26 protein-coding genes and 1 pseudogene are annotated in these 26013 nt (G+C 64.8%); 16 read left to right on the top strand and 11 right to left on the bottom strand.

From position 1 onward, the window contains the following. Positions 1 to 249 (bottom strand): annotated as a pseudogene (locus tag EGJ34_RS11635) (hypothetical protein); the annotation flags it as partial. Between the two features lie 161 nt (positions 250 to 410). Here EGJ34_RS11635 and EGJ34_RS11630 point away from each other — a divergent pair. Continuing rightward, positions 411 to 1016, top strand: coding sequence for a lipocalin family protein (locus tag EGJ34_RS11630; protein WP_125360640.1), 606 nt, complete (start codon positions 411 to 413; stop codon positions 1014 to 1016). A 96-nt stretch (positions 1017 to 1112) separates the two neighbouring features. Here EGJ34_RS11630 and EGJ34_RS11625 read toward each other — a convergent pair whose 3' ends face one another. The 3 genes from EGJ34_RS11625 to EGJ34_RS11615 form a co-directional block, all read right to left on the bottom strand. Next, positions 1113 to 1805, bottom strand: a complete 693-nt coding sequence (locus EGJ34_RS11625; RefSeq protein WP_125360639.1) for a methionine ABC transporter permease — start codon at positions 1803 to 1805, stop codon at positions 1113 to 1115. Then, on the bottom strand, positions 1802 to 2809 hold the full coding sequence (locus EGJ34_RS11620; RefSeq protein ID WP_125360638.1) for a methionine ABC transporter ATP-binding protein: 1008 nt from the start codon (positions 2807 to 2809) through the stop codon (positions 1802 to 1804). The genes EGJ34_RS11625 and EGJ34_RS11620 overlap by 4 nt, the downstream gene beginning before the upstream one ends. A gap of 131 nt (positions 2810 to 2940) precedes the next feature. Next, positions 2941 to 3837 (bottom strand): DMT family transporter, encoded by an 897-nt coding sequence (locus tag EGJ34_RS11615; RefSeq protein WP_125360637.1) that lies wholly within the window; start codon positions 3835 to 3837, stop codon positions 2941 to 2943. A 78-nt stretch (positions 3838 to 3915) separates the two neighbouring features. Between EGJ34_RS11615 and EGJ34_RS11610 the strand changes: the two genes are divergently transcribed. The 3 genes from EGJ34_RS11610 to EGJ34_RS11600 are packed head-to-tail and all read left to right on the top strand — an operon-like array spanning position 3916 to position 5754. Continuing rightward, a complete protein-coding gene (locus EGJ34_RS11610; protein WP_125360636.1) occupies positions 3916 to 4398 on the top strand; it encodes a YajQ family cyclic di-GMP-binding protein in 483 nt (160 codons plus the stop codon). A gap of 1 nt (position 4399) precedes the next feature. Next, positions 4400 to 4963: a DUF1415 domain-containing protein gene (locus EGJ34_RS11605; RefSeq protein WP_125360635.1), complete on the top strand. Its 564-nt coding sequence runs from the start codon at positions 4400 to 4402 to the stop codon at positions 4961 to 4963. Further along, positions 4954 to 5754, top strand: coding sequence for an SDR family oxidoreductase (locus EGJ34_RS11600; RefSeq protein ID WP_125360634.1), 801 nt, complete (start codon positions 4954 to 4956; stop codon positions 5752 to 5754). The genes EGJ34_RS11605 and EGJ34_RS11600 overlap by 10 nt, the downstream gene beginning before the upstream one ends. Positions 5755 to 5873: 119 nt before the next feature. Here EGJ34_RS11600 and EGJ34_RS11595 read toward each other — a convergent pair whose 3' ends face one another. Further along, complete coding sequence (locus tag EGJ34_RS11595; RefSeq protein WP_125360633.1) at positions 5874 to 7910, bottom strand: M3 family metallopeptidase; 2037 nt, start codon at positions 7908 to 7910, stop codon at positions 5874 to 5876. A gap of 147 nt (positions 7911 to 8057) precedes the next feature. On the opposite strand from EGJ34_RS11595, the gene EGJ34_RS11590 reads away from it, so the two are divergent. Then, complete coding sequence (locus EGJ34_RS11590; RefSeq protein WP_125360632.1) at positions 8058 to 8453, top strand: hypothetical protein; 396 nt, start codon at positions 8058 to 8060, stop codon at positions 8451 to 8453. Between the two features lie 86 nt (positions 8454 to 8539). Here EGJ34_RS11590 and EGJ34_RS11585 read toward each other — a convergent pair whose 3' ends face one another. Continuing rightward, the gene (locus tag EGJ34_RS11585) at positions 8540 to 9652 is read right to left on the bottom strand and encodes a PLP-dependent cysteine synthase family protein (RefSeq protein ID WP_125360631.1); all 1113 of its coding nucleotides are present in this window, start codon (positions 9650 to 9652) and stop codon (positions 8540 to 8542) included. Positions 9653 to 9754: 102 nt separating this feature from the next. On the opposite strand from EGJ34_RS11585, the gene gloA reads away from it, so the two are divergent. The 5 genes from gloA (at position 9755) to EGJ34_RS11560 (ending at position 14020) form a co-directional block, all read left to right on the top strand. Next, positions 9755 to 10279, top strand: coding sequence for a lactoylglutathione lyase (gloA, locus tag EGJ34_RS11580; RefSeq protein ID WP_125360630.1), 525 nt, complete (start codon positions 9755 to 9757; stop codon positions 10277 to 10279). Positions 10280 to 10399: 120 nt separating this feature from the next. After that, a complete protein-coding gene (locus EGJ34_RS11575; protein WP_125360629.1) occupies positions 10400 to 10828 on the top strand; it encodes a VOC family protein in 429 nt (142 codons plus the stop codon). 70 nt (positions 10829 to 10898) lie between these two features. Further along, complete coding sequence (locus EGJ34_RS11570; RefSeq protein WP_125360628.1) at positions 10899 to 12197, top strand: putative DNA modification/repair radical SAM protein; 1299 nt, start codon at positions 10899 to 10901, stop codon at positions 12195 to 12197. Position 12198: 1 nt separating this feature from the next. Then, positions 12199 to 13632, top strand: a complete 1434-nt coding sequence (locus EGJ34_RS11565; RefSeq protein WP_125360627.1) for a UdgX family uracil-DNA binding protein — start codon at positions 12199 to 12201, stop codon at positions 13630 to 13632. 172 nt (positions 13633 to 13804) lie between these two features. After that, on the top strand, positions 13805 to 14020 hold the full coding sequence (locus EGJ34_RS11560) for a hypothetical protein (RefSeq protein ID WP_125360626.1): 216 nt from the start codon (positions 13805 to 13807) through the stop codon (positions 14018 to 14020). 744 nt (positions 14021 to 14764) lie between these two features. Here the strand turns inward: EGJ34_RS11560 and EGJ34_RS11555 are convergent. Then, positions 14765 to 15682, bottom strand: coding sequence for a sel1 repeat family protein (locus tag EGJ34_RS11555; protein ID WP_125360625.1), 918 nt, complete (start codon positions 15680 to 15682; stop codon positions 14765 to 14767). 226 nt (positions 15683 to 15908) lie between these two features. Beyond that, positions 15909 to 16340 (bottom strand): CBS domain-containing protein, encoded by a 432-nt coding sequence (locus tag EGJ34_RS11550; RefSeq protein ID WP_125360624.1) that lies wholly within the window; start codon positions 16338 to 16340, stop codon positions 15909 to 15911. 241 nt (positions 16341 to 16581) lie between these two features. Here EGJ34_RS11550 and EGJ34_RS11545 point away from each other — a divergent pair, with 241 nt between their 5' ends. Further along, positions 16582 to 17250 carry a hypothetical protein gene (locus EGJ34_RS11545; protein WP_125360623.1) on the top strand — a complete coding sequence of 223 codons (669 nt, stop codon included), beginning with the start codon at positions 16582 to 16584 and terminating at the stop codon, positions 17248 to 17250. Between the two features lie 47 nt (positions 17251 to 17297). Here the strand turns inward: EGJ34_RS11545 and EGJ34_RS11540 are convergent, their stop codons facing one another. The 3 genes from EGJ34_RS11540 to glmS all read right to left on the bottom strand — a co-directional run bounded on the left by EGJ34_RS11540 (position 17298) and on the right by glmS (position 19948). Beyond that, on the bottom strand, positions 17298 to 17600 hold the full coding sequence (locus tag EGJ34_RS11540; RefSeq protein ID WP_125360622.1) for an addiction module antidote protein: 303 nt from the start codon (positions 17598 to 17600) through the stop codon (positions 17298 to 17300). Positions 17601 to 17640: 40 nt separating this feature from the next. Then, a complete protein-coding gene (locus tag EGJ34_RS11535; RefSeq protein WP_125360621.1) occupies positions 17641 to 17934 on the bottom strand; it encodes a type II toxin-antitoxin system RelE/ParE family toxin in 294 nt (97 codons plus the stop codon). Positions 17935 to 18106: 172 nt separating this feature from the next. Continuing rightward, positions 18107 to 19948: a glutamine--fructose-6-phosphate transaminase (isomerizing) gene (gene glmS / locus EGJ34_RS11530; RefSeq protein WP_125360620.1), complete on the bottom strand. Its 1842-nt coding sequence runs from the start codon at positions 19946 to 19948 to the stop codon at positions 18107 to 18109. 205 nt (positions 19949 to 20153) lie between these two features. Between glmS and EGJ34_RS11525 the strand changes: the two genes are divergently transcribed. The 5 genes from EGJ34_RS11525 to EGJ34_RS11505 form a co-directional block, all read left to right on the top strand. Further along, positions 20154 to 21422, top strand: a complete 1269-nt coding sequence (locus EGJ34_RS11525) for an efflux RND transporter periplasmic adaptor subunit (RefSeq protein WP_125360619.1) — start codon at positions 20154 to 20156, stop codon at positions 21420 to 21422. A gap of 32 nt (positions 21423 to 21454) precedes the next feature. Continuing rightward, positions 21455 to 22174, top strand: coding sequence for an ABC transporter ATP-binding protein (locus tag EGJ34_RS11520; protein WP_125360618.1), 720 nt, complete (start codon positions 21455 to 21457; stop codon positions 22172 to 22174). An 8-nt stretch (positions 22175 to 22182) separates the two neighbouring features. Then, on the top strand, positions 22183 to 23484 hold the full coding sequence (locus EGJ34_RS11515; RefSeq protein WP_125360617.1) for an ABC transporter permease: 1302 nt from the start codon (positions 22183 to 22185) through the stop codon (positions 23482 to 23484). 16 nt (positions 23485 to 23500) lie between these two features. Next, a complete protein-coding gene (locus tag EGJ34_RS11510; protein WP_125360616.1) occupies positions 23501 to 24721 on the top strand; it encodes an FtsX-like permease family protein in 1221 nt (406 codons plus the stop codon). Positions 24722 to 24844: 123 nt separating this feature from the next. Then, positions 24845 to 26013: sigma-54 dependent transcriptional regulator (locus tag EGJ34_RS11505; RefSeq protein ID WP_148100493.1), on the top strand; the 1169-nt coding region annotated here is incomplete at its 3' end.

Here is a 26013-nt window from a genome sequence, read left to right as displayed (position 1 = left end):
GGCCAGCAGCGCCGCCGGCAGGCGGAACCGGTACAACGCCCACCAGGCCAGAAGCGGCATGCCCACCAGCCACAGCGGCAACCAGCCGAGCCATTGGCTGTAGCCACGCGCGGCGGGCCATACCAGCACCAGCGCCAGACCAGCCAGCCCCACCTGGCGCACCGCCCGCAGCACCTGCGGATGCGGGGTCTCCTGGCCACGGCTGGTGGCAGATGAACGAGGGAAACGACGCGAAGAAGACAAGGACATGACATAGCTCCGTGCGAAAGTGATGCGTCACCTTGCCCTGCCCCGATCTCACAGACTGCGACCTTTTCGCGCAATCGGCCTCTTTGATGACCCGACCGCCATTGACGTTCTTCGCCGTCTTACCCACCATGCCCCTGCACGCCTCTGGAGCCCGCCACCGCATGTCCTCGAACCGTCCGCTTCGCGTTGTACTGCTGATCTCGCTGGTGTCGTTGTTGTCCGCCTGCGCGTTCGGCGATGCCAAGCCGACGCCGCCTGCCGAGGTCGCCACAACCGGGCCGGGGGCCCCGATCGACCTGCAGCGCTTCATGGGCACCTGGTATGTGATTGGCCGTGTGCCCAATCCGGTCGAGCGCGGCCACGTCGCCAGCGTCAATGAGTACACCCTGCGCGGGGAGCAGAAGGTCTCGATCACCTACCGCTACCGTGACGGCTTTTCGCAGCCGCTGCAGGAGCTGACCGTGCGCGCCTCGGTGGACGAGAAGAGCGGCAATCACAACTGGCGCACGTGGTTCTACAAGATCGTGCCTACCCACACCCGGGTGCTGGAAGTCGCCCCGGACTATTCCTGGGCCATGCTCGGCTATCCGGGCCGCGAAATGGCCTGGATTTTTGCGCGCCAGCCGGACATGGACAAAGAGTTGTACAAGGAACTGGCCACCCGCCTGCGCGACCAGTACGGGGTCAACACCGACAAACTCAAGCGCGTGCCGCAGCACAAGGAGCAGGTGGACCGGCTGGGCTTCGAGGTGCCCAACGTCCGCTGAAGCGTCCGGTAGCGCCGGCCGTTGGCCGGCCCTCATGAACGCATCAGGCACCCTGGGGGCCGGCCAACGGCCGGCGCTACCGGGTGATGCTTCGCATCACTTCCGGGTGTAACGCGCCACCAGCCAGTCGCCGAGCATCTGCAGCACCTGCACCAGCACCAGCAGCAGGACCACGGTCACCAGGGCGACGTCGGTGTGCGAGCGCTGGTAGCCGTCGCGGAAGGCCAGGTCGCCCAAGCCGCCGGAACCGATCGCACCGCCCATCGCGGTGAACCCGATCAGGGCAATCACGGTCACCGTGGCCCCGGCGATCAGGCCGGGCCTTGCTTCAGGCAGCAACACGCGGGTGACCAGCTGCCAGGTGGTGGCCCCCATCGCCTGGCTGGCTTCGATCACGCCGCGATCCACCTCACGCAGCGCGGTTTCCACCAGTCGGGCATAGAACGGCGCGGCACCGATCACCAGCGGCACGATCGCGCCGCGCACGCCCAGCGAGGTGCCCATCATCCACAGGGTGACCGGAATCAGAACGATCATCAGGATGATGAAGGGCACCGAGCGCAGCAGGTTCACCACCAGCGCCAGCGCGCCGTACAGCACCGGCTTGCGGTGCAGCTGCGGAGAACCGGTGAGGAACAGCAGCACGCCCAGCGGCAGGCCGATCAGCAGGGTCAGGGGCAGTGAGCCGCCCAGCATCAGCAGGGTGTCAACGGTGGCCTGGCCGATATCGGCCCACTTGGCAGCATCCAGATGACGGAAGAAACCGTCGGCAGCAGCAACAGGATTCATCGGCGCAGCTCCTCCACGTGAACGCCCGCGGCCACGAAACCGGCCTGTGCGGCCTGCACGTCACCACCGACCAGCGACACCGTGAGCTGGCCGTACGGGGTGTCCTTGATGCGGTCGATGCGCCCGGACAGGATGTTGTAATCCACGCCGGTGTCGCGCGCGATGCGCCCCAGCAAGGGTTCGTAGGTATCGCCACCGAGGAAGGTCAGGCGCACGATGCGCCCGGCCACGGCTTCGAAGTCCTTGTGCAGCACGCCTTCGTCGATGTGCTCGGACTCGCTGACGAAGCGGCGCGTGGTCGGGTGCTGCGGGTGCAGGAACACCTCGGTGACCGGCCCGGTTTCGACCAGCGCGCCGGCGTCCAGTATCGCCACACGGTCGCAGACGCGACGGATCACGTCCATCTCATGGGTGATCAGCACGATGGTCAGGCCCAGTTCGCGGTTGATCTGGCCCAGCAGGTTCAGTACCGAGGCGGTGGTCTGCGGGTCCAGCGCACTGGTGGCTTCGTCGCAGAGCAGGATCTGCGGGCGGGTGGCCAGGGCACGGGCAATGCCGACACGCTGCTTCTGGCCGCCGCTCAGCTGCGCGGGGTACTTGTTGGCATGCGCTTCCAGCCCGACGGTGTGCAGCAGTTCGGCCACGCGGGCGTCGATCTCCGCGCGCGCGGTGCCGGCCAGCTCCAGCGGGAACGCGACGTTGGCCGCCACGGTCCGTGAGGACAGCAGGTTGAAGTGCTGGAAGATCATGCCGATGCGCCGGCGCAGCGCGCGCAACCCGTCGGCGTCCAGTGCGGTGACATCCTCGCCGTTGATCAGCAGACGACCGCCACTGGGTTCTTCCAGCCGGTTGATCAACCGGATCAGGGTCGACTTGCCCGCACCGGAATGGCCGATGATGCCGAACACCTCGCCGGCCTCGATGGTCAGGTCCAGCGGCTGCAGCGCGGCGATCGCGCGGCCGCCGACGGCATAGGATTTGTGCAGGCGCTGGAACTCGATCACGTGGCGATCAACCGGGCATCGACGGGAGGGGGCGTGCAGCCTACCAGCGCAGGACGGCCCTGGCCCGCGCGGCAATCACGAATCATATTCCGTTTGCTTATAAGGTGGTGTCGTCGCCCGTCCAATGGGGCTCACGGGTGGTCCAGCGGAGCCGGAGCAGCGACCTTGCGGATCCGCTCGCGGTGCAGCAGGTACAGCCCGGACACGACGATGATCGCCCCGCCCAGCCAGGTATAGCCGTCCGGCAGCACGCCCCAGAACAGCACGTCCCAGCCGATCACCCAGACCAGCCCGGTGTACTCCAGGGGCGCGATCAACGAGGCTTCGCCGAGCTGGAAGGCGCGGGTCAGGGCCACCTGCCCGGCCGCACCGGCCAAGCCCATTCCGGCGATCAGTCCGGCGTGGCCCCACTGCAACGGCTGCCAGTCCGGGATGGCCAGCAGCCCGGCCCCCAGCGCCAGCAGGGCCAGGAACCAGACCACCATCGACTGCGGGGTATCGGTGCGGGTCAGCATGCTCACCGTGATCGCGGCCACGGCGTAAGCGGTAGCCGCCAGCAGGACCATCAGGCCGGGCACGGAGATGAAGCCATCCACGCCCGGGCGCAGCACCACCAGTACCCCGACCAGGCCGATGCCGATCGCCACCCAGCGGCGCGGACCCACGGTTTCACCCAGCAAGGGCACCGACAGCGCCGCGATCAGCAGCGGGGCCACGAAGTAGATGGTGTAGGCGGTCGACAGCGGCAGGCTGCGCAGCGCGAACACGAAGCAGCCGATCATGGTCATGCCCAACAGGCCGCGCAGCAGGTGCAGGCCCCAGCGCACCGGAATGAGCGAGCGCGGCCCGGCCGTGGCCAGCACCCACACCAGCACGAACGGCAGCGAGGCTGCTCCGCGCAGGAAGGTGACCTGCAAGGTGGCGTAGCTGCCGGACAGCTGCTTCATGCCGGCGTCCATCAGCGAAAAGCAGGCCACCGCGGCCAGCATCCAGAAGACGGCCCGGGTCGGGGATTTGAGCGTGTTCATGGCTCATTATCGCCGGCCTTGGCGGGCCGTCCATGCCCGGGCGGTTAGAATGGCCGCTTCTTCTGCTGGAGTATGCCCATGCCGTCATTTGACGTCGTTTCCGAAGTCGACACCCACGAGCTGACCAATGCCGTCGACCAGGCCAACCGCGAGCTGTCCACCCGTTTCGACTTCAAGGGTGTGGACGCCAAGTTCGTGCTGGAAGACAGCGTGATCAAGCAGAGCGCCCCCAGCGAATTCCAGCTCGAGCAGATGACCGTGATCCTGCGCCAGCGCCTGACCGCGCGCAAGATCGACGCCGGCTGCCTGGAGTTCGGCGACATCCTCACCAACCTGGGCGGCGCGCGCCAGGACGTCACCGTGAAGCAGGGTATCGAGCAGAAAATCGCCAAGAAGATCGCCGCCAAGCTGAAGGAAGCCAAGCTGAAAGTGGAAAGCCAGATCAACGGCGACAAGCTCCGCGTCACCGGCAAGAAGCGCGATGACCTGCAGGATGCGATCGCGCTGCTGAAGAAGGAAAACTTCGAGATTCCGCTGCAGTTCGACAACTTCCGTGATTGAAATGAACGACACCCCCGATCCCATCGCAGACACCCGCAAGTGGCTGGAGAACATCGTGATCGGGCTGAACCTGTGCCCGTTCGCCAAGGCGGTGTACGTGAAGGAACAGGTGCGCTTCGTGCTCAGCGACGCCACCACGCCCGAAGCGCTGCTGGAGGAACTGGCCGAGGAACTGGTGCTGCTGCGTGACACCCCGGCCGAGCAGATCGACACCACGCTGATCGTGCATCCTGACGTGCTGACCGACTTCCTGGACTACAACGACTTCCTGGACAACGCCGACGCCGCGATTGAAGCGCTGGACCTGCAGGGCATCCTGCAGGTTGCAAGCTTCCACCCGCAGTACCAGTTCGCCGGCGTGGCACCGGACGATGTCAGCAACTACACCAACCGCGCACCCTACCCCACCCTGCACCTGCTGCGCGAAGACAGCGTGGAGCGTGCGGTGGCGGCGTTTCCGGACCCGGATGTGATCGTGGAGCGCAACATCGCCACGCTGGACAAGCTGGGCGTGGAAGGCTGGACCCGCCTGCTTGGCCGCAAGGACACCCCGCCATGCCACTGACCCCTTCGGTCGTCGACTGGCCCGCACGACCGCTGCGCGACCGCGTGGTAGTGGTCACCGGCGGTGCGCAGGGCGTGGGTCGCGGCATTGCACAGGCCGTGCTCGGTGCCGGCGGCAGCGTGATGATCGCCGACCTGGATGCCGACGCCGGCAAGGCCTGCCTGAAGGAATGGAACCTGCCCGAACGCGCCGCATTCCAGCGCGCGGACGTGGCCAGCGAACGCAGCGTGCAGGCGCTGGTGAAGGCCACGCTCAAACGTTTCGGGCGCATTGATGGACTCGTCAACAATGCCGGCATTGCCAGCGCGCATGGCACGCCGCTGGCGGACATGACCACGGCCGAATGGCAGCGGCGCCTGTCCAGCCTGCACGGAGCGTTCCTGTGCAGCAAGCATGCCCTGCCTGCTTTGAACGCGCAGGGCGGTGCGATCATCAACATCGCTTCGACCCGTGCGTGGCAGTCCGAAGCCCACAGTGAAGCCTACGCGGCCGCCAAGGGCGGGCTGGTCGCCTTCACGCATGCGTTGGCGATCAGTGCCGGACCGAAGGTGCGGGTGAACAGCATCAGTCCCGGCTGGATCACCACCGACGCGTGGCAGGCACCGTCACGCCGGCGCACGCCGAAGCTGTCGCGCCGTGACCATGCCCAGCATGCGGTTGGGCGGGTCGGGCAGCCGGAGGATATCGGCGCGCTGGCAGTGTTCCTGCTGTCGGACCTGGCCGGTTTCATCACCGGTCAGGACCACATCGTGGATGGCGGCATGAGCCGCACGATGATCTACGCCGATTGATTCAACCGGGTATCGACCAACGGTCGATACCTACCGTGCATTCCGGCGGGTATCGACCAACGGTCGATACCTACCCTGCATTCCGGTAGGTGCCGACCGTTGGTCGGCACCGTGCGATATCACCCCGCCATGCCGTTGTGGCGCAGCAGCGCATCCACCGTAGGCGCACGCCCACGGAACGCGGCGAAGTTTTCCGCCGCACTCCGGCTGCCACCGCGCGACAGCACTTCATCGCGGAAGCGCTTGCCGGTCTCTGCCACGTTTCCGGGCGCTTCCTCGAACGCGGCATAGGCATCCGCACTCAGCACCTCGGCCCACTTGTAGCTGTAGTACCCGGCCGCATAGCCGCCGGCGAAGATGTGGCTGAACTGATGCGGGAAGCGATTCCAGGACGGCGGGCGGTTGACCGCCACCTCGTCGCGCACGCGTTCCAGCAACTGCAGCACGCTGTCCTGGGACGGTTCGTACTGGCTATGCAGCTGCATGTCGAACAATGCGAATTCAAGCTGGCGCACGGTGAACATTCCGCTCTGGAAATTGCGCGCGGCCAGCATGCGCTCAAACAACGCGTGCGGCAGCGGCTCACCCGTGTCCACGTGCGCGGTCATCGCCTGCACCCGGTCCCATTCCCAGCAGAAGTTCTCCATGAACTGGCTGGGCAGCTCGACCGCGTCCCATTCCACGCCGTTGATGCCCGCCACACCCAGCTCGCCGACACGGGTCAGCAGCTGGTGCAGGCCATGGCCCATTTCGTGGAACAGCGTGGTGACTTCATCATGGCTGAAGGTCGCCGGCTTGCCGTCGCTACCCCGGCCGAAGTTGCAGACCAGATACACCAGGGGGGTCTGCACGCCGTGCGCGGTGTCGCGGCGGTTGCGGCAGTCGTCCATCCAGGCACCGCCACGCTTGCCTTCGCGTGCATACAGATCCAGGTAGAACTGACCGACCAGCCCGCCCTGCGCGTCCACCACGCGGTAGAAGCGCACGTCCGGGTGCCACACCGGGGCCACGTCCGGGCGCACTTCCAACCCATAGAGACTGCGGATGACACTGAACAACCCGTCCAGCACCTTGGGCTCGGTGAAGTACTGCTTTACCTCCTGCGCGGAATAACTGTAACGGGCCTGCTTCAGCTTTTCGCTGGCGTAGGCCAGGTCCCAGGCTTCCAGCGTTTCCAGTCCCAGTTCTTCGCGGGCGAAGTCTTCCAGCTCTGCGCGGTCGCGCTGCGCGTAAGGCTTTGCGCGCGCGGCCAGATCCCGCAGGAAAGCCAGCACCTGGGCCGCGTCGTCGGCCATCTTGGTGGCAATGGAGTATTCGGCGTAGTTCGCAAAGCCCAGCAGCGCGGCCAGCTCGGAGCGCAGCGCCAGCACCCGGTCGATGTTGCCGCTGTTATCCAGGGCACTGTCGCCGAACTCGGAGGCACGCAGCGCGTTGGCGCGGTACAGCGCCTCACGCAACGGCCGGTGCGACGCATAGGTCTGCACGGGCAGGTAGCACGGCATCTGCAGCGTGAGCTTCCACCCGGCCTTGCCGTCCTTTTCCGCGCCCGCACGGGCGGCGGCCACCACGTCCTCGGGCAGGCCCGCCAGCTCGGCGGCGTCTTCGACGATCAGCGACCACGCATCGGTGGCATCCAGCACATTCTGTGAAAACCTGGCCGACAACGCCGACAGTTCCTCGCGGATGGCGCTGTAGCGCGCTTTGCCGGCGTCATCCAGTTCGGCACCACCCAGACGGAAATCACGCAGCGCGTTGTCCAGCACCTTGCGCTGGGCAACGTCGAACTGCGTGGCTTCGGCACTGTCCGCCAGCGCGCGGTACTGCTCGAACAGCTTCAGGTTCTGGCCCAGCGCGCTGCCGAAGCGGGTCACCTTGGGCAGATTGGCGTTATAGGCTTCACGCAGCTCCGGCGTATTCACCACGCCCTGCAGGTGCCCGACCTGGCCCCAGGCCCGCCACAGGCGCTCGGTGGCGTCGTCCAGCGGCACCACGAAGGTGTCCCATGTGACCGGGCTCACCGTTTCGGCCTGCTTCACCGCCGCTTCTGCCTGCTCCAGCAGGACATCGATGGCCGGGGCGATGTGCGCGGGCTGGATGGCATCGAAACGCGGCAGGCCCGAGAAGTCGAGCAGCGGATTGGCGGGTGTCACAGGCATCTCCAGACAGCGGGTCAATGGACACGATATGGCACTGGCTGCGGGCACGCACAAGGCCCGGATGCATCCTTTTCACATTCGTTCACGCCCGGACCACGTTGCGCGGACGACGCTGGAGGCCCAACGAACGCTTTCCCCGGAGGGTTCATGGACGCGGTTCAGGCCATTGCACCGCCTTTCGCCCTGCTTGCCACCGCCAGCCCGCGCGAGCTGGACTGGATTGCCGCCCTTGGCAGGAGTGCCGAGCACGCGCGGCACCGTGCGGCCCTGGAGCAGGTGCTGGGCGCACAGCACGGCAGGTTGCACGAGGACCAGATGTGGTTCCCCTACGAGGTGATCGAGCGCGGGGCCATGCAGTGCGAGGTGGGTCACGAGCGCGAGTTCGTGCTGTGCACCCTGCTGGTGTTCATTGCCGCGCAGGCGGACCAGGCAGAATTGGACCTGGACTTGCACTTCGACGATCACGCCACGGCCTATGAAGAGCTTCCGCCGGTGTTGCGGGATGTGGTGCTGGATGCGTACGAGGCAAGTCGGGCCACGTAGAGCCGGGCTTGCCCGGCTCAGCGGGGCAAGCCCCGCTCTACAGAATCTCAGCGGGGCAAGCCCCGCTCTACGGAATCACCGGCACCTCAATACAGCACTTCCAACGACGCCTCGGCCAGCGCAGGCAACACCTGCCCGTTTACCGCTGCCGCCAGCACCGCGTCCGCCCCATCCACATCAATGCCCTGCCGCGAGTACCAGTCCGGGTTGTAATAGCTGTGCGCGTAGCGCTCGCCGCTGTCGCAGAGAATGGTCACGATGGAACCGCTGCGCCCGGCGCGGCGCATCTGCTGCGCTGCGTGCAGCACGCCGATGAAGTTGGTGCCGGTGGACCCGCCCACACGTCGACCGAGCTGCCGGGTGACATGGCGCATCGCGGCAAGGCTCAGTGCGTCGGGCACCTTCACCATGGCATCCACGCAGGTCGGGATGAAACTGGATTCCACCCGGGGGCGGCCAATTCCCTCCACCCGCGAACCGCCGGCGCAGGTGAGTTCGCGCCACGGCTCGCCGGCGAGTGCCGCACAGTAACCGTCATAGAACACCGAAATTTCCGGGTCCGCGCACAGAATGCGGGTGTCATGCCGGCGGTAGCTCACATAACGGCCCAGCGTGGCCGCCGTACCGCCGGTGCCGGGACTGCAGACGATCCATTCCGGCACCGGGTGTGGCTCCTCGGCCATCTGCTTGAAGATGGACTCGGCGATGTTGTTGTTGGCACGCCAGTCCGTCGCCCGCTCGGCGTAGGTGAACTGATCCATGAAATGACCGCCGGTTTCCCGCGCCAGCCGCTCCGATTCGCAGTTCAGGTCGCAGGCACGTTCCACCAGATGGCAGCGGCCACCGTGGAATTCGATGGCGGCGATCTTTTCCGGCGACGTGCTGGCCGGGATCACGGCGATGAACGGCACACCCAGCAGCCGGGCGAAATACGCTTCGGACACCGCCGTGGACCCGCTGGACGCCTCGATGACCGGACGTCCTTCCCTGAGCCAGCCGTTGGCCAGCGCATACAGGAACAGCGAGCGCGCCAACCGGTGTTTCAGGCTGCCGGTGGGATGACTGGATTCGTCTTTGAAATACAGCTCGATGCCCGGGTAGCCCGGCAGGTCCATCGGGATCAGATGGGTGTCCGCCGAACGGTTGAAATCGGCTTCGATCTTGCGGATGGCCGCGGCCACCCATTCACGCTGCGACATGTCGACGAACAGTCAAGGAGATGCTGCATTCTACGTCGCCTTGCCACCGGGCCGCTAAACTGAACGGCCTGACGTTCTGTTTTCATCCACCCGAGGACCCCCATGACCCTTGCCTTCCAGTCCCAGCCCGGCGTGGCCGCGCAGCCGCCGGCCGAAACCACCGGTTTCGTTTTCAACCACACCATGCTTCGGGTGAAGGACATCACTGCCTCGCTGGACTTCTACACCCGCGTGCTGGGCTTCCAGCTGCTGGACCAGCGCGACTTCCCGGAGGCGCAGTTCAGCCTGTATTTCCTGGCCCTGATGCCGGCCGGCACCGCCATCCCGGAGGGCGATGACGCGCGCCGCGTGTGGATGGCCGGCATTCCCGGCGTGCTCGAACTGACCCACAACCACGGCACCGAGAAGCAGGACGGCCCGGTGTACCACGACGGCAATTCGGACCCGCGCGGCTTCGGCCACATCTGCGTGTCGGTGCCGGACATCAAGGCCGCCTGCAAGCGCTTCGACGACCTGCAGGTGCCCTACCAGAAGCGCCTGGAAGACGGCCGCATGAAGCACCTGGCCTTCATCAAGGACCCGGATGGCTACTGGGTGGAGATCATCTCCAACACCCCGGTAGCCTGATCGACCGCGGACGGAGCGACGACCAACGGTCGTCGCCTACCGGGCACCGCGACGCGAACCGCACGTCTCCACCACTCCCCCGATGTTATACATGCCCCTCCTCCTAACGAAGGACCCGGCATGGAAACCATGGAACTGCACCGCGGCCGCCTGATCGACCACATTCAGCTGGTGGTGCGCGACCTGCCCGCCAGCCGTCGCTTCTACCAGGCGGTATTCGACACCATCGGCATTCCGGTTGCCGGCGAAGGCGACGACTATTTCTGGGCCGATGAACTGTTCATTTCGACCGCCAGCAGCGAGGCGGCCGCCGGCGAGCTGACCGGGCGGCACCACCTGGCCTTCCAGGCGCGCGATGCTGCGACCGTGGATGCGTTCCACAAGGCGGCTGTTGCGGCAGGCGGCAAGGACAATGGCGCGCCGGGTGAGCGGCCCTACCATCCCGGTTATTACGGTGCTTTCGTGCTGGACCCGGATGGGAACAACATTGAAGTGGTGTATCACGGGCCGGCCACGTACAGCGCCGATTCGGTGAAGGTCACGTTCTGACGCTGAACCCTTCAGGCACCCCGGCGGCCGGGTCTCACACATTGAGACCGAACGCCCCTACCGTGCGCGCATGGAAACGCTGCGCAAACTCGCCGTCCTTGCCGACGCCGCCAAGTACGACGCCTCCTGTGCCTCCAGCGGTGCAGGCAAACGCGACTCCCGCGCCAGCGGCGGGATCGGCAGCACCGACGGCCCGGGTATCTGCCACAGCTACACCCCCGATGGCCGTTGCGTCTCCCTGCTGAAGATCCTGCTGACCAACTTCTGCATCTATGACTGCGCGTACTGCGTGAACCGCGTCTCCAGCAATGTGCAGCGCGCCCGCTTCACGGTCGAAGAAGTGGTCGCCCTGACCATGGACTTCTACAAGCGCAACTACATCGAAGGACTGTTTCTCTCCAGCGGCATCATCCGCAACGCCGACTACACCATGGAGCAGATGGTCGAAGTCGCGCGTCAGCTGCGCGAGGAGCACCGCTTCAACGGCTACATCCATCTCAAGACCATTCCCGAAGCCTCGCCCGAGCTTCTGGCCGCGGCCGGCCGCCATGCCGACCGCCTGTCGATCAATGTGGAGCTTCCGACCGAAGCAGGCCTTGCCAGCTTTGCGCCAGAGAAGTCGATGCCCTCGATCCGCAGCGCCATGGGTGAACTACGCTGGCGCATCGAGGAAGCCAAAGAAGCGAAGGCGGCGTCCCCGGCCACCGTCGCACCAGGTGCCACGCCAACCGCAAATGCCCCTCGGCGCCGCCCCCGCGCGCCCCGCTTCGCCCCTGCGGGTCAAAGCACGCAGATGATCGTCGGTGCCGACGGAGCCAGTGACCAGCAGATCCTCACCGCTGCGGACAGCCTGTACGGCAACTACCGCATGCGCCGGGTGTACTACTCCGCCTTCAGCCCGATTCCCGACGCCAGTCGCATCCTGCCGGTACAGGCCCCACCGCTCGCGCGCGAGCATCGCCTGTACCAGGCCGACTGGCTGCTGCGCTTCTACGGCTACGGCGTGGAGGAAATCACCGACACCACCCAGGGCGGCATGCTCGACCTGGACATCGACCCGAAGATGGCCTGGGCCATCCGCCATCCCGAACGCTTTCCGGTGGACCTCAATCGTGCGCCGAAGGAAATGCTCCTACGGGTACCGGGGCTGGGCGTGCGCAACGTGAAGCGCGTGCTGATGGCGCGGCGTCACGGCCGCCTTCGTGTAGCCGACGTGGCCCGTCTGCGCGCGCCGATGAGCAAGCTGCTGCCGTTCGTGCAGCTGGCCGACCATCATCCGCGCAACGCACTGGACAATCCCGGTGCACTGCGCGCCCGCCTCGCCCCGCCCCCGAAGCAGGCGTCACTGTTCGACGCGTTGGCCGGCTGAGATGAACCGCTGGAGTGTGCGGGTCAATCCGCCGTGGTCCCTGGAGGCGTGGCGCAGCGCCGCGCGTGTGGCGTTGCAGTGTGACGTGGCTCCCGAACAACTGGACTGGCTGCAGGGCGATTCAGGTGGGCTGCTGGATGCACCCTCGCTGACACAGGCCATGCCCTCTCCAACGGCATCCACCGTCCCCGTGCCAAAGGACTTCGTCGAGCTGGCTGCCACCTGCCTGTGCCATCGTGACCCGCAGCGCATGCCGCTGCTGTACCGCATGCTGTGGCGCATCACCCATGGCGAACGCGCCCTGCTCTCCAACCCCGCGGACCCGGACGTGATCCGCGCGACGGCGTTGGCACAAGCCGTGCGCCGCGACAGCCACAAGATGAAAGCGTTTGTGCGCTTCCGCGAAGTGCCCGGTGAGCAGGACGCGTTCATTGCCTGGTTTGAACCGGACCATCAGATCGTGGATCGAGTGGCCCCGTTCTTCCAGCGCAGGTTTACCGGCATGCGCTGGTCCATCCTTACGCCGTATCGCAGTGTGCACTGGGACGGAGAACAGCTCGCCTTCGGCCCTGGTGCACAGCGCAGCGACGCGCCTGCCGAAGACGCGCGCGAGGAGCTCTGGCGCATCTACTACGCGCATATTTTCAATCCTGCGCGCCTGAACACCCGGATGATGCAGCAGGAGATGCCGGCGAAGTACTGGAAACATCTCCCGGAAGCGTCTTTGTTACCGACACTGGTACGTGATGCAGGAGACCGCGTACAGGAGATGCACGACCGCCAGGCCCAAGCCCCGCAGCGGCGTATTCCCGAGCGCCCCATTCCGCTGCGCCAGCCGGCCACAGCGCGTGGTGACGATCTTGATGGGCTACGCACTGTGGCGGCGAACTGCCGCCAATGTCCGTTATGGGAGCCTGCCACCCAGACCGTGTTCGGCGAGGGTCCGCGCGATGCACAGATCATGCTGGTCGGCGAGCAGCCCGGCGATGCCGAGGATCTGAGCGGCCATCCATTCGTCGGTCCCGCCGGCCAGCTGCTCAATCGCGCATTGCAGGAGCTGGGCATTGATCGCAGCACGCTGTACCTCACCAACGCCGTGAAGCACTTCCGTTTTGAGCGACGTGGCAAGAAGCGTATCCATTCGAAACCGCAGGTGACCCACATCAATGCCTGCCGACCCTGGCTGCTGGCCGAGATCGAGCAGGTGAATCCGAAGGTGATCGTGTGCCTGGGTGCCAGTGCGGCGCGGGCGGTGTTTGGCAGCGGGTTCAACCTGAGCCGTGATCGTGGGCGCTGGCATACGTTGGAGGACGGTACGCGCGGGTTCGCTACGGTGCATCCGTCATGGGTGCTGCGGCAGGAGGCGGGGAAGCGGGAGGAGGCGTATCGGCTGCTGGTGGATGACCTGATGGCATTGCGTACGCAGTCGACCTAGCCATCGCCTTGTCATTCGCGACGTTACCTGCCCGCTGATTATGGCCCCTGCGCATCATCAGAAATGGTTGTTTGCGTCATCATCCATCGCCTTTTACACGAAACGGGCTGTAGCTCGTGGACACGGGATTCCGAAGACGTACCCCGTCATCCGACTCCCGTATGCTCAGTCCATGACTACCCGAAAGCCCAACCCCAAAGAACGTGCCAACGCCAAGTTGGATACTCCTCGACAGAAGGGCTATCCGCTGATCGGGCGCTTCAATACAGAGACACCGGAGGAGGAGATCCGACGGATCTACACCATGACGCCGGAGGAGGTGGACGAAGTCATCCGGCGGTCGGGAATCCTCACCCCCTCAGGCAAGCTCAAACGCGGCTACCGATGAACGATGGTCACCTGCAGATCGGCTACCACGGTTGCGACGTTACCGTGCGGGATGCTCTTGTTTCCGGAAGCTTGAGTCCCGAATCAAGTGACAACCAGTACGACTGGCTGGGGCCTGGCTTCTACATGTTTGAAGGGGACGCAGACCGCGCCTTGGCATTTGCCGAGGCCGCCGCCGACCAGCCGCAGCGAAGGCTGACGGCGCGCCCGATTGCCACACCCGCCGTGGTGGGCTGCATATTCAGCGTTCATCGCTGCTTGGATATGACTACCAAAGCCGGGCGACTGGAGTTCGCATCGCCAAACTTGCAGGGCTCCATTGGCAACGCCACTGGAGTATCGGGCCCAACGGTTACCACACCAGTTGAACCTCCCCCACCTCCACCCACGCCCCCACCCGGTCCACCGCCGCCGCCAATTGGTGACGCATTGCTCATTGCCCCACCACCCCAGAAGTCGTCTGTTTCAGTGATCGTGTAGGTCGTGCAGAAGCCACGGCTGCAAACGCTAATGCTGTCGCCGGTGAACAACCGATCCCGGTTCTGCGCCATCTTCCGCCGATACTCATTCAGGAATGCCAATGTAGATGGGTCGGGCATGCGAGGCGCGACCAAACATGCACCGCAGTAGTAAGGTCCAAAGTGGCGCGGCGGTATGACGTTGGTAGCAGCCGCAATGCCTACGCCGAGCGCAGCAATACCGATGAAAAGTATGACTCCATTCCTTTTAACCATTTTTTGTCTCTTCAAGGTTGGCAACAGGACGAGTAGATCTGGCGCGACAGGGCGACCGCCGATTCCCGCTGCTTGATCGATAGCCCTTCTTCAAGGTCCCGCGTCGTGATTGGCGCGGACAAACCGGGTTGAATCCTGTTTGCAGCTAACGCATACGCGTAGGCCATTTCCCGGTTCTTCTGGACGATCAAGCCTCTGTCATAGGCATCGGACAGCCGCAGAAGGGCGTCGAGATTGCCGGTTGCAGCAACTTCATGAAGGTAGGTCGCGGCGTTCTCCTTCCACGCAATGATCGACTCGGGATTGTTCAACCTATCGAAAGGGTCGCCGAGCACCGTTGCTGTATCGACCGTGTAGTACAGCTTTGCTTCGATGGAGCCTTGTTGTGCGGCGAGCGCCAGCCATTTCCCCTCCATGAACCCGGCATCGCCATAGAGCTCGCCGCACTCTTGAAGTCTTCGCTGCATGGACTGCAGCTCCACCATGCCAACTGGTGGCTTCCCAACTCCAGCTGGCCCTTGGGTTGATTTGCCGAGTTGACTCCTGCAATCCATTACGGTCAGGTAGATGTCGAAGGTCGCCAGTGCGTCTCCACTCTCAGACATGGCAAGACGTTCGTTCACGTATGCCAACGCGTCTCCAGGAGGGCGGATATCCCCCACCCTGGAGATCTGATATGACCGGGCTCCCAGGCTTTGGAATACTTCAGGATGGATCCGTTCCCGAACCTCCTCCATCGCGAGCCGCCGGTCCAGGAGCTGGCGACCTGGACTGGGAGGTGTTGCTGCAAGGCGTGACCGAGGGTCGTCCCTGCAACCTTCGTCATGGCAGGCCGCCTCATCGGTTGTCCTCATCAGCGCAGGTAGCGCTCCGGTAACGATGAACGCGACAGCCAGCGCTGTTGCTACGATGGCCTTGCGGTGCTGCATCCGTGCACTTCCTCTCCGGGGTTCGAAACAGCGCTCGTTCGCCGAGAGCCGATCTTCATCCTGCCGGGAAGACCGTCGCACCACTTCAAGAAATCAATCAACTCCGCCAGGATTCACTGCCACCCACCTGTCGCGGGTGCTGACGCATCGACGCACCTTGAGAAGGAACGCAGACTGACGGAGTCGTAGAGCGGGGCTTGCCCCGCTCCTCCGACCGAAGACAGCGTCAGTGAGCCGCCATGTAAATATCCTGGAGAACCGCCTTCTCAAGCTCCAACTCCCCAAGCAGGTTCTTGACGATATCGCCCAAGCTGAGGATGCCAACCAGACGATCACCCTCGGTGACCATCAAATGGCGGTGACGCGAGTACGTCATCAACGCCATCGCCTGCTTCAGCGTCGCCTCGGGCGAAATGCCTTCCAAGCCAGCAGACGGTAACGACGAGATGACCCGCCGACCGGCCTGCGGGCCATCGTCGGCAAGGCTGCGCACGATGTCTTTCTCGGAAATGATCCGGACCGGCACATCATCGCGGGAGACCACCAGTGCGGCGATCTTGTTCGCACTCATCTTGTGCGCGGCGGCACCGATGGTGTCCTCCACGTCGATGGTGATGACGGCTTGTTTCTTCAGCTGCAGAAGTTCACGAACGTTCATTCTGGTTCCTGTTGCAGGGTACTGAGTGAGTCAAGTGACAGTTCGTCGCAGAACCGGTTGACGAGTCTGAGAATGGCACCGGGCGTAGAACCGGCGCTGAATGTTCCGGGCGGCGGAGGCTAAAGTTTTTCGAGTGGACAGCTTTGGCACAGCGGTTGCCTATTCATGATGCTGGGAAGCGCTTGACCTGGCTGCGGCGAACGGGAAATGATCCAGCACCGTCCCGTCAATGGAACTGACCATGTACCTTCGTGATGTCATGGTGTTGCCCACCGAACATGGCAGGAAAGGCGTTGGCCGCCTTCGCGATGCCAGCGACCATGTTCTGGATACCCTTCGCCATTACCTGCCGAAGAAGTACGACTTCAATGGCCTGCGGCGACTGGTCATTTACCTCGGCCCGAACTGGGACGGGAAGCGGTTGTTGTCACCAGTGGCCACTGATGGTGTCGGCGAGTTTCTGGCTGACAGCTTCGATCTGGATGGCTGGTTCAACGCGCAACAAGACGAACAGGATGACCGCATACTGCAGTGCATCGAGGATGCGTTGGTAGAGCGTGCCGTTGAGTTTGGCACCGACCCGGAGCTGCTACGCGCGGCAGCACAGAACGTCCGCGACGCAGGCTATCGCCTGGACACCGAACTGCCTTGCTCCCGCACTCATCCCAGTCGGAAGTTCCGGGTCCGACTGATCCGACGCTTTGCACCGGGCGGCACGTTCGTCATTGCGCGGGTCACCACCCTGAAGGGCGAAGTCCTGCATGAGGAGGAGTTGCTGGCCGGTGCCTGGGTGGTCACGGTGAGCGACAAGTATCGCGGTAGCCGATGGAGCGGAGGTACGCTGGAGATACTGGATGGCCAAGGGCGAAAGACCACAGAGTTCGCCTGCGCGCCCTACCTGCACCCGTGATCAGCCAAGGTAACCTGCTGGATGTCGAGCAGATTGCACTCACCTTCTTACACGGCACTGGCGTGCAGCTTTAGACCTAGTGCCCTGGTAACTTTCAGGACAGTCGAGAAATCCGGGCTGCGCTCGCCGGATAACGCGCGATATAAGCTCTCCCGTGACACACCTGCATCACGCGCGACCTTGGTCATGCCCTGTGCACGAGCGATATCTCCCAGTGCCTTGGCGATGAACGCAGCATCGCCTTCACTCTCTTCAATGCACGCATCGAGATATGCAGCCATTTCCTCCGCCGTCCGGAGATGTTCAGCTACATCGAACTTCTGCAGCTTTGTAGCTTTCTTGACAGCCATAACTTTGGAACTCCTAGTCGTAAAAATGGCGCATATCTGATCAGTCATCCAGACATTGAGCGATGCGCTGCGCCCTCTCAATATTTCGATGCTGGGAGGACTTGTCCCCGCCTGCCAGCAGAAGCACAAGGTCGCTTCCTTGGTACGTGTAGTACACCCTGTAGCCGGGGCCTACATCTACACGCAGCTCCGAAATACCTCCCTGCAATTTGCGATGATCTCCAGGGTTACCGTCTCCGAGCCGCCGAACGCGCGCGAGGATCCTCGCGCGGCCAGTAGCGTCCCGCAAGCCGTCGATCCATTGAGTGAACTCGGGGGTGCGCGCAATCTCCACGCGCCAACTGTAGCCTGCAGGCTACACACGATCAAGCCCGCCCGTGAAGGAAGAGCAACGCTATGGCGTGTCCGTACGTTCGCGAACGAAAAATGGCCGGTCATTGACCGGCCATTTTCGCGAAGAGCAGCGGGGCGAGCCCCGCTCTACGTCATCGGTTTCGTGGAGATTTTTACTCGACGGTGACGCTTTTTGCCAGATTACGCGGCTTGTCCACGTCGGTGCCGCGAGCGAGCGCGGTGTGGTACGCCAGCAGCTGCACCGGGATGGTGTGCACCACCGGGCTGAGCACGCCAGCGTGGCGCGGGGTACGAATGACGTGCACGCCTTCGCTTTCGGCGAAGTTGCTGTCCTGGTCGGCAAACACGAACAGCTCGCCGCCGCGGGCGCGCACTTCCTGCATGTTCGACTTCACCTTTTCCAGCAGGCTGTCGTTCGGGGCGATCACCACCACCGGCATGTCTTCGTCCACCAGTGCCAGCGGGCCGTGCTTGAGCTCGCCCGCCGGGTACGCTTCGGCGTGGATGTAGGTGATTTCCTTGAGCTTGAGCGCGCCTTCCAGCGCGATCGGGTAATGCAGGCCACGGCCGAGGAACAGCGCGCTGTTCTTGCGCGCGAAGCGCTCAGCCCAGGCGGCGATCTGCGGTTCCATGTTCAGCGCGTGCTGGACGCTGCCCGGCAGGAAGCGCAGCTGCTCCAGGTACTCGGCTTCCTGCGCGGCATCAACGCGGCCGTGCAGCTTGCCCAGCACCACGGTCAGCTGGAACAGCGCGGCCAGCTGGGTGGTGAAGGCCTTGGTCGAAGCCACGCCGATCTCGGCACCGGCACGGGTGTAGCAGACCAGCTCGCTGGCACGCGGAATCGCGCTTTCCGGCACGTTGCAGATGGACAGGGTGTGGGTGTGGCCCAGGCTCTTGGCGTACTTCAGCGCCTCCATCGTGTCCAGGGTTTCGCCGGACTGCGAGATGGTGACGATGAGGTGCTTGGGGTTGGCGTAGGCGGCGCGGTAGCGGTATTCGCTGGCGATTTCCACGCTGCACGGCAGGCCGGCAATGGCCTCGATCCAGTAACGCGCGGTCAGGCCGGAGTAATAGCTGGTGCCGCAGGCGAGGATCTGCACGCCCTCGATGCCGGCCAGCACGCTTTCGGCGTTCTTGCCGAACAGCTCGGCCGGGAAACCACCGGCGTCGATCGCCGCTTCGATGGTGTCGCCCAGCGCACGCGGCTGCTCGTGGATTTCCTTCTGCATGAAGTGGCGGTACGGGCCCAGCTCCAGCGAAGCCAGCGACACGTCCGACAGATGCACGTTGCGGGTGACCGCCTGGTCGTGCTCGTCATACACCTGCACGCCGTCGCGGCTGACTTCAGCGGTGTCGCCCTCTTCCAGGAAGATCACCTTGCGGGTGGCCGAGACAATGGCCGAGACGTCCGAGGCGACGAAGTTCTCGCCTTCACCCAGGCCTACCAGCAGCGGGCAGCCCATGCGGGCGCACACGAAGTGGTTGGGCTCGGCGCGGCTCATCACCGCCAGCGCGTAGGCACCGGTCAGCTCCTTCACCGTGCGCTGCAGCGCGGTCAGCAGCGAGTCGCCGCCCTTCAGGTGATGGTGCATCAGGTGGGCGATGACTTCGGTGTCGGTCTGCGACTCGAACACGTAGCCGAGCGCGCGCAGCTTCTCGCGCTGCTCTTCGTGGTTCTCGATGATGCCGTTGTGCACCAGCGCCACACCGTGGCTGATGTGCGGGTGGGCGTTGGCCTCGGTCACGCCACCATGGGTGGCCCAGCGGGTATGGCCGATGCCCAGCTGCGCATCGAAGCCTTCACTGGCGGCCGCCTTTTCCATCTCGGCAACGCGGCCGGTGCGGCGCACACGGCGCACCTCGGGCTGGGCCTGGGTCTTGTCGATCACGGCGATGCCGGAGGAATCGTAGCCGCGGTATTCCAGGCGCTTTAGGCCTTCGATCAGAACTGGAACCACATCGCGATCAGCGATCGCACCCACAATGCCGCACATAGCGTCGTATCCCTGCTGTAGAACCTCGCATTCTAGCGTGGTGACCCGGACCGCTTGCTGCGTGTCCGCTTAACAAAAGTGTCCGCGCCGGTGTCCGCGGACACCCGGACAGCCGCGACAGGTGCATAAGTCATTGTTTTTGAATGGCTGAAAGTTGGCACGGAGTCTGCTTTGTACTTTCGCAGACCCAATGCGAACGAGCCCGATGATCCGCGACACTTCCGCCCAGGACCAGACCTTCGCCCCGACGGCCACCGCCGCCCCCTGGAAACGCTGGCTGTGGCCGGGCCTGGCGGCACTGGTAGTCCTGCTCGCCATCGGCTTCGCGGTGCGGGCCTGGCTGGGGGCCAGCCGCTCGATCGACAGCAGCCGCGTGCGCATTGCCGAAGTGAGCCGCGGCGACCTGGTCCGCGACATCGCCGCCGACGGCCGCGTGATCGCCGCCAACAGCCCTGTGCTGTACGCGATTTCCGCCGGCACGGTGGACCTGAAGGTGGTGGCCGGTGATGTGGTCAAGAAGGGCCAGGAACTGGCGGTGATCGACAGCCCGGAACTGCGCAGCAAGCTGGCCCAGGAGCAGGCCACCCTGGCCGGCCTGGAAGCCGAGGCCAGCCGCGCCCAGCTCGACGCGACCTTGGCGCGGGCCAAGGCGCGCAAGGACACCGACCAGGCCAGCATTGAACGCCAGGCCGCCGAGCGCGACCTGGAGCGCTACCAGCGTGGCTATGACGGCGGCGCGGTGCCGCAGATCGACCTGGCCAAGGCCAACGACACCCTGAAGAAGGCCGACATCTCGCTGGCCAACGCACAGACCGACGCCCGCCTGCAGGGCCAGGGTGCCGACCTGGATGCGCGCAACAAGCGCCTGCTGGCCGATCGTCAGCGCGCCGTGGTGGACGAAGTGCAGCGCCAGGTGGATGCGCTGACCCTGCGCGCGCCGTTTGATGGCCAGGTTGGCCAGGTGCAGGCCACCCAGCACACCCAGGTGCCGGCCAACGCACCTGTGCTGGGCGTGGTCGACCTGTCGCGCTTCGAGATCGAGATCAAGGTGCCGGAGAGCTTTGCCCGTGACCTGAGCATCGGCATCCCGGCCCAGCTCACCAGCGGCAACGGCCAGCCGTTCCCGGGCGAGATCAGCGCGGTGTCGCCGGAAGTGGTGGCCGGCGAAGTGAACGCCCGCATCCGCTTCAGTGACAAGCAGCCGCAGGGCCTGCGCCAGAGCCAGCGCATGCAGGCCCGGGTGGTGCTGGATACCCGCCGCAACGTGCTCAAGGTCGAGCGAGGCCCGTTCGTCGAACAAGGCAACGGCCAGGCCTACGTGATGAATGGCAGCACTGCGGTGCGCCGCCCGGTCCAGCTCGGTGTGAGCAGCCTGGGCGAAGTGGAAATCCTCTCTGGCCTGCAGCCCGGCGACCGCGTCGTGGTCTCTGGCAGCGACCTGTTCGGCGATGCCGAGCAGGTGTCCATCAACTGAATCCTGCCCACGAACTGAAAAGGAAATTAGCCATGCTTGAGATGCGCTCGGTTGCCAAGGTGTTCCGTACCGAACAGGTGGAAACCCATGCCCTTCGTTCGTTGGACCTGCACGTCCGCGAAGGCGAATTCGTCGCCGTCACCGGCCCATCGGGTTCGGGCAAGACCACCTTCCTCAACATCGCCGGCCTGCTGGAAACCTTTACCAGCGGCACCTACCTGCTCGATGGCCAGGACGTGAGCAAGCTCGGCGACGACGCCCGCAGCCGGCTGCGCAACCAGAAGATCGGTTTCATCTTCCAGGGCTTCAACCTGATCTCCGACCTCAACCTGTTCGACAACGTCGACGTGCCGCTGCGCTATCGCGGCATGCCGGCAGCCGAACGCCGCCAGCGCATCGAACACGCGCTCAAGCAGGTCGGCCTGGGATCGCGCATGAAGCATTACCCGTCGGAACTGTCCGGTGGCCAGCAGCAGCGCGCTGCCATTGCCCGTGCACTGGCCGGCAGCCCGCGCCTGCTGCTGGCCGACGAACCGACCGGCAACCTCGACAGCCAAATGGCACGCGGCGTGATGGAGTTGCTGGAGGAGATCAACGCTGCCGGCACCACCATCGTGATGGTGACCCATGATCCGGAACTGGCCGCGCGCGCGCAGCGCAACGTGCACATCGTCGATGGCCAGGCCACCGACCTGGTGCGCGAACCGGTGCTGGCCACCCCGCGTCCCGTTGTTGCCACCGTCAACGAGTGAGCCCTGCCATGATCGCCTACTACTTCCGATTGGCACTGCGCAGTTTCCGGCGCAACAAGGTGCTCACCGCCCTGATGGTGGTGGCCATCGCACTGGGCATCGGTGCCTCGATGACCACGCTTACCGTCTTCCACGTGCTCTCGGGAGACCCGATTCCAAGCAAGAGCGACCGTCTGTTCGCCGTGCAGGTTGACCCGCGTCCGCTGCCTGGCTTCCAGCCGGGGGAGGAGCCGGAAGACCAGGTGACCCGCTTCGACGGTGAAACCCTGTTGCGCGAGAAGAAAGCCAAGCATCAGGTGCTGATGACCGGCGGCGGCCTGACCGTTGAACCTGAGAACAGCGCGCTGCGCCCGTTCGACACCGATGCGCGTTATGCGTCTTCGGACTTCTTCGCCATGTTTGAAACGCCGTTCCTGTACGGCCAGGGCTGGAAGGTCGACCAGGATGAAGGCCGCGGCCGCGTCGCGGTTATTTCCAAGACCCTCAACGAGAAGCTGTTCAATGGCCAGAACAGCGTCGGCCGCACCCTGCGCATCGACGGCCATGGCTTCAACATCATCGGGGTGATGGACGAGTGGAACCCGAATCCGCACTTCTACGACCTGGAAACCGGTCGCTACGGAGACAGCGAGGACATCTACGTGCCCTTCGCCACCGCCATCGACCTGAAGTTTGGCCGCAACGGCAACATGAACTGCTGGGACAACACCAACGGTGAAGAGACGGCGCTGAACGCACCTTGCACCTGGCTGCAGTACTGGGTGGAACTGGCCAGCCCGGGCGATGCGGCCGGCTACAAGGCCTACCTGGAAAACTACTCGGCGCAGCAGAAGGCCGCCGGGCGGTTCCAGCGTCCGGCCAATGTGCGCCTGCGCAACGTGATGGAGTGGCTGGACTACAAGAAGGTGGTGCCGAGCGATGTGCGCCTGCAGCGGTGGCTGGCCCTGGGCTTCCTGCTGGTCTGCCTGATCAACACGGTCGGCCTGCTGCTGGCCAAGTTCCTGCGCCGCAGTGGCGAAATCGGCGTGCGCCGTGCACTGGGAGCCAGCCGTGGCCAGATTTTCCTGCAGTCGCTGATCGAAGCGGGCACGGTCGGGCTGGCCGGTGGCGTGCTGGGCCTGGGCCTGGCGATGCTGGGGCTGTATGCGGTACGCCAGCAGCCGGTGGACTACGCCAAGCTGGCCCAGCTGGACGGGCAGATGCTGCTGCTCACCTTTGGCCTGACCCTGATCGCCAGCCTGCTGGCAGGCTTCCTGCCGGCGCTGCGCGCCATGCAGGTGACCCCGGCCATTCAACTCAAGTCGCAGTAAGGATCCGGAGAACACCATGGATATTCGTCCCATCCTGACCACGCTGCGCCGGCACAAGACCGCGGCCGCGCTGATCGTGCTCGAAATCGCGCTGACCTGCGCGATCGTCTGCAACGCGCTGTTCCTGATCGGCCAGCGCATCGAGAAGATCAACCAACCGAGCGGCATCGCCGAGCAGGAACTGCTCGAGGTGCGCCTGGGCGGCATCGGCACCCAGGTGAATGCAACCGCGCGAACCCGCGAAGACCTGGCGGCGCTGCGAGGGCTGCCCGGGGTCAAGAGCGCCGTGGCGATCAATCAGCTGCCTTTCCGCCGCAACTCCTGGAACACCAGCCTGCAGCTCACGCCCGACCAGGAGCGCCCCACCCTGAATGCCGCGCAGTACTTCGGCAGCGAAGGTGCCCTGTCCACGCTGGGCGTGCAGCTGGTCGCCGGCCGTGATTTCCAGGCCGACGAGATCCGCGACCTGGAAGAGGTCAGCAAGGACGAGGAGATGGAGGCGAAAGGCTCGTCGGTGATCCTCAGCGAAGCGACTGCACGCAAGATGTTCCCGAACGGCGACGCACTGGGCAAGACCATCTACACCGGGCGCATGCCGCTGCGCGTGGTCGGCGTGGTGAAGGAACTGGCGCGTCCGGTCACGGTGGAATCCAACACGACCTATTCGATGATCCTGCCAGTGCGGGTCAACTATGACGTGGGGTTCTATCTGATCCGTGTTACCGACCCGGCGCGTCGTGATGAAGTGCTTGCCGCTGCGGTCAGCGCGCTGGAGAAGGTCGATTCCAGCCGCCTGGTGCGCGCCAAGCGGACCTATACCGAACAGCGCGAGAAGTTCTTCCAGAACGACCGCGCCATGGTCGGACTGCTGATCACCGTCTGTGTGGCGCTGCTGGTGGTCACCGCCTTGGGCATCGTCGGACTGGCCAGCTTCTGGGTGCAGCAGCGCACCAAGCAGATTGGCATCCGCCGCGCCCTGGGGGCGACCCGCGGGCAGATCCTGCGCTACTTCCAGACCGAGAACTTCCTGCTGGCCACGGTCGGCATCGTGCTGGGCATGCTGCTGGCCTACTCGATCAATCTGTGGCTGATGAGCGCCTACGAACTGCCGCGCATGCCGGCCAGCTACCTGCCGATCGGCGCGGTCCTGCTCTGGCTGCTCGGCCAGGTGGCGGTGTTCGGCCCGGCGCACCGTGCGGCAGCGGTACCGCCCGCCGTGGCCACCCGCAGCGCCTGATCCTTGCAGTCGGTGCAGCGCCCCGCCCGGGCGCTGCACGCGGGGTGCTGCACTGCACTGCCGCCATGGCCCACGCTCCGGTACTCTCTGCATACATTCCTGCCCCCCGCTGCCCGTTGCCGCATGCCTTCGATCCTGATCATTGACGACAACGCCAGCGTGGCCACGGCGCTGGACGTGCTGTTTTCGCTGCACGACATCGACACTGCGCATGCGCTTTCGCCGGAGGCCGGGCTGGCCCTGCTGGAGGAGCAACCGGTGGACCTGGTGATCCAGGACATGAACTTCACCGAGGACACCACTTCCGGCGAAGAAGGCGAAGCCCTGTTCCAGCAGATCCGCGCCCGCCATCCGGACCTGCCGGTGATCCTGCTGACTGCGTGGACGCATCTGAGCAGCGCGGTGGATCTGGTCAAGGCCGGTGCCGCCGACTACCTGGCCAAGCCCTGGGACGACCGCAAGCTGCTGACCACGGTCAACAACCTGCTGGAACTGTCTGAAACCCGACGCGAGCTCGACCGCCGTCGCGACCGCGAACTGCGCGCACGCAGTCAACTGGAATCGCGCTATGACCTGCGCGGAGCCGTGGTGGCGGACCCGGCCAGCGAACGCGTGGTCAGCCTCGCCTGCCAGGTCGCACGTTCAGAGCTGCCGGTGTTGATCACCGGCCCCAATGGGGCGGGCAAGGAGAAGATCGCCGAGATCATCCAGGCCAACTCACTGGTCGCGAAAGGGGCCTTTGTCGCGCTCAACTGTGGCGCCATTCCGGCCGAGCTGATCGAGGCGGAGTTGTTCGGCAGCGAGGCCGGTGCCTACACCGGCGCGAACAAGGCGCGCGAGGGCAAGTTCGAGGCAGCGGACGGCGGCACGCTGTTCCTGGACGAGATCGGCAACCTGTCGCTGGGCGGACAGATGAAACTGCTGCGCGTGCTGGAGACCGGTCGCTTCGAGCGGCTGGGATCCAACCGCGAACGCCAGGTCAGGGTCCGCGTCATCAGCGCGACCAACGCCGACCTCCCGGCGATGATCCGCGACGGCCAGTTCCGCGAAGACCTGTATTACCGACTGAACACGGTGGAGCTGGCGCTGCCACCGCTGGCCGATCGACCCGGCGACATCCTGCCGCTGGCCGAGCGCTTCCTCGCTGACGGTAAACCGTTGTCCAGCGCAGCAGCGGCGGCACTGCAGCGCCATCCGTGGCCGGGCAACGTGCGTGAACTGCGCAATGTCATCCAGCGGGCCGGCCTGCTGGCGCAGGGCGAGCGCATCGAGGTCGCCGACCTGAATCTGCC

The organism is Stenotrophomonas sp. 278 (assembly GCF_003935715.1).
Classification (GTDB): Bacteria; Pseudomonadota; Gammaproteobacteria; order Xanthomonadales; family Xanthomonadaceae; genus Stenotrophomonas; species Stenotrophomonas maltophilia_AH.
Note: the sequence above shows the minus strand (reverse complement) of the source record. Positions and strands in the feature narration are given on the sequence as shown.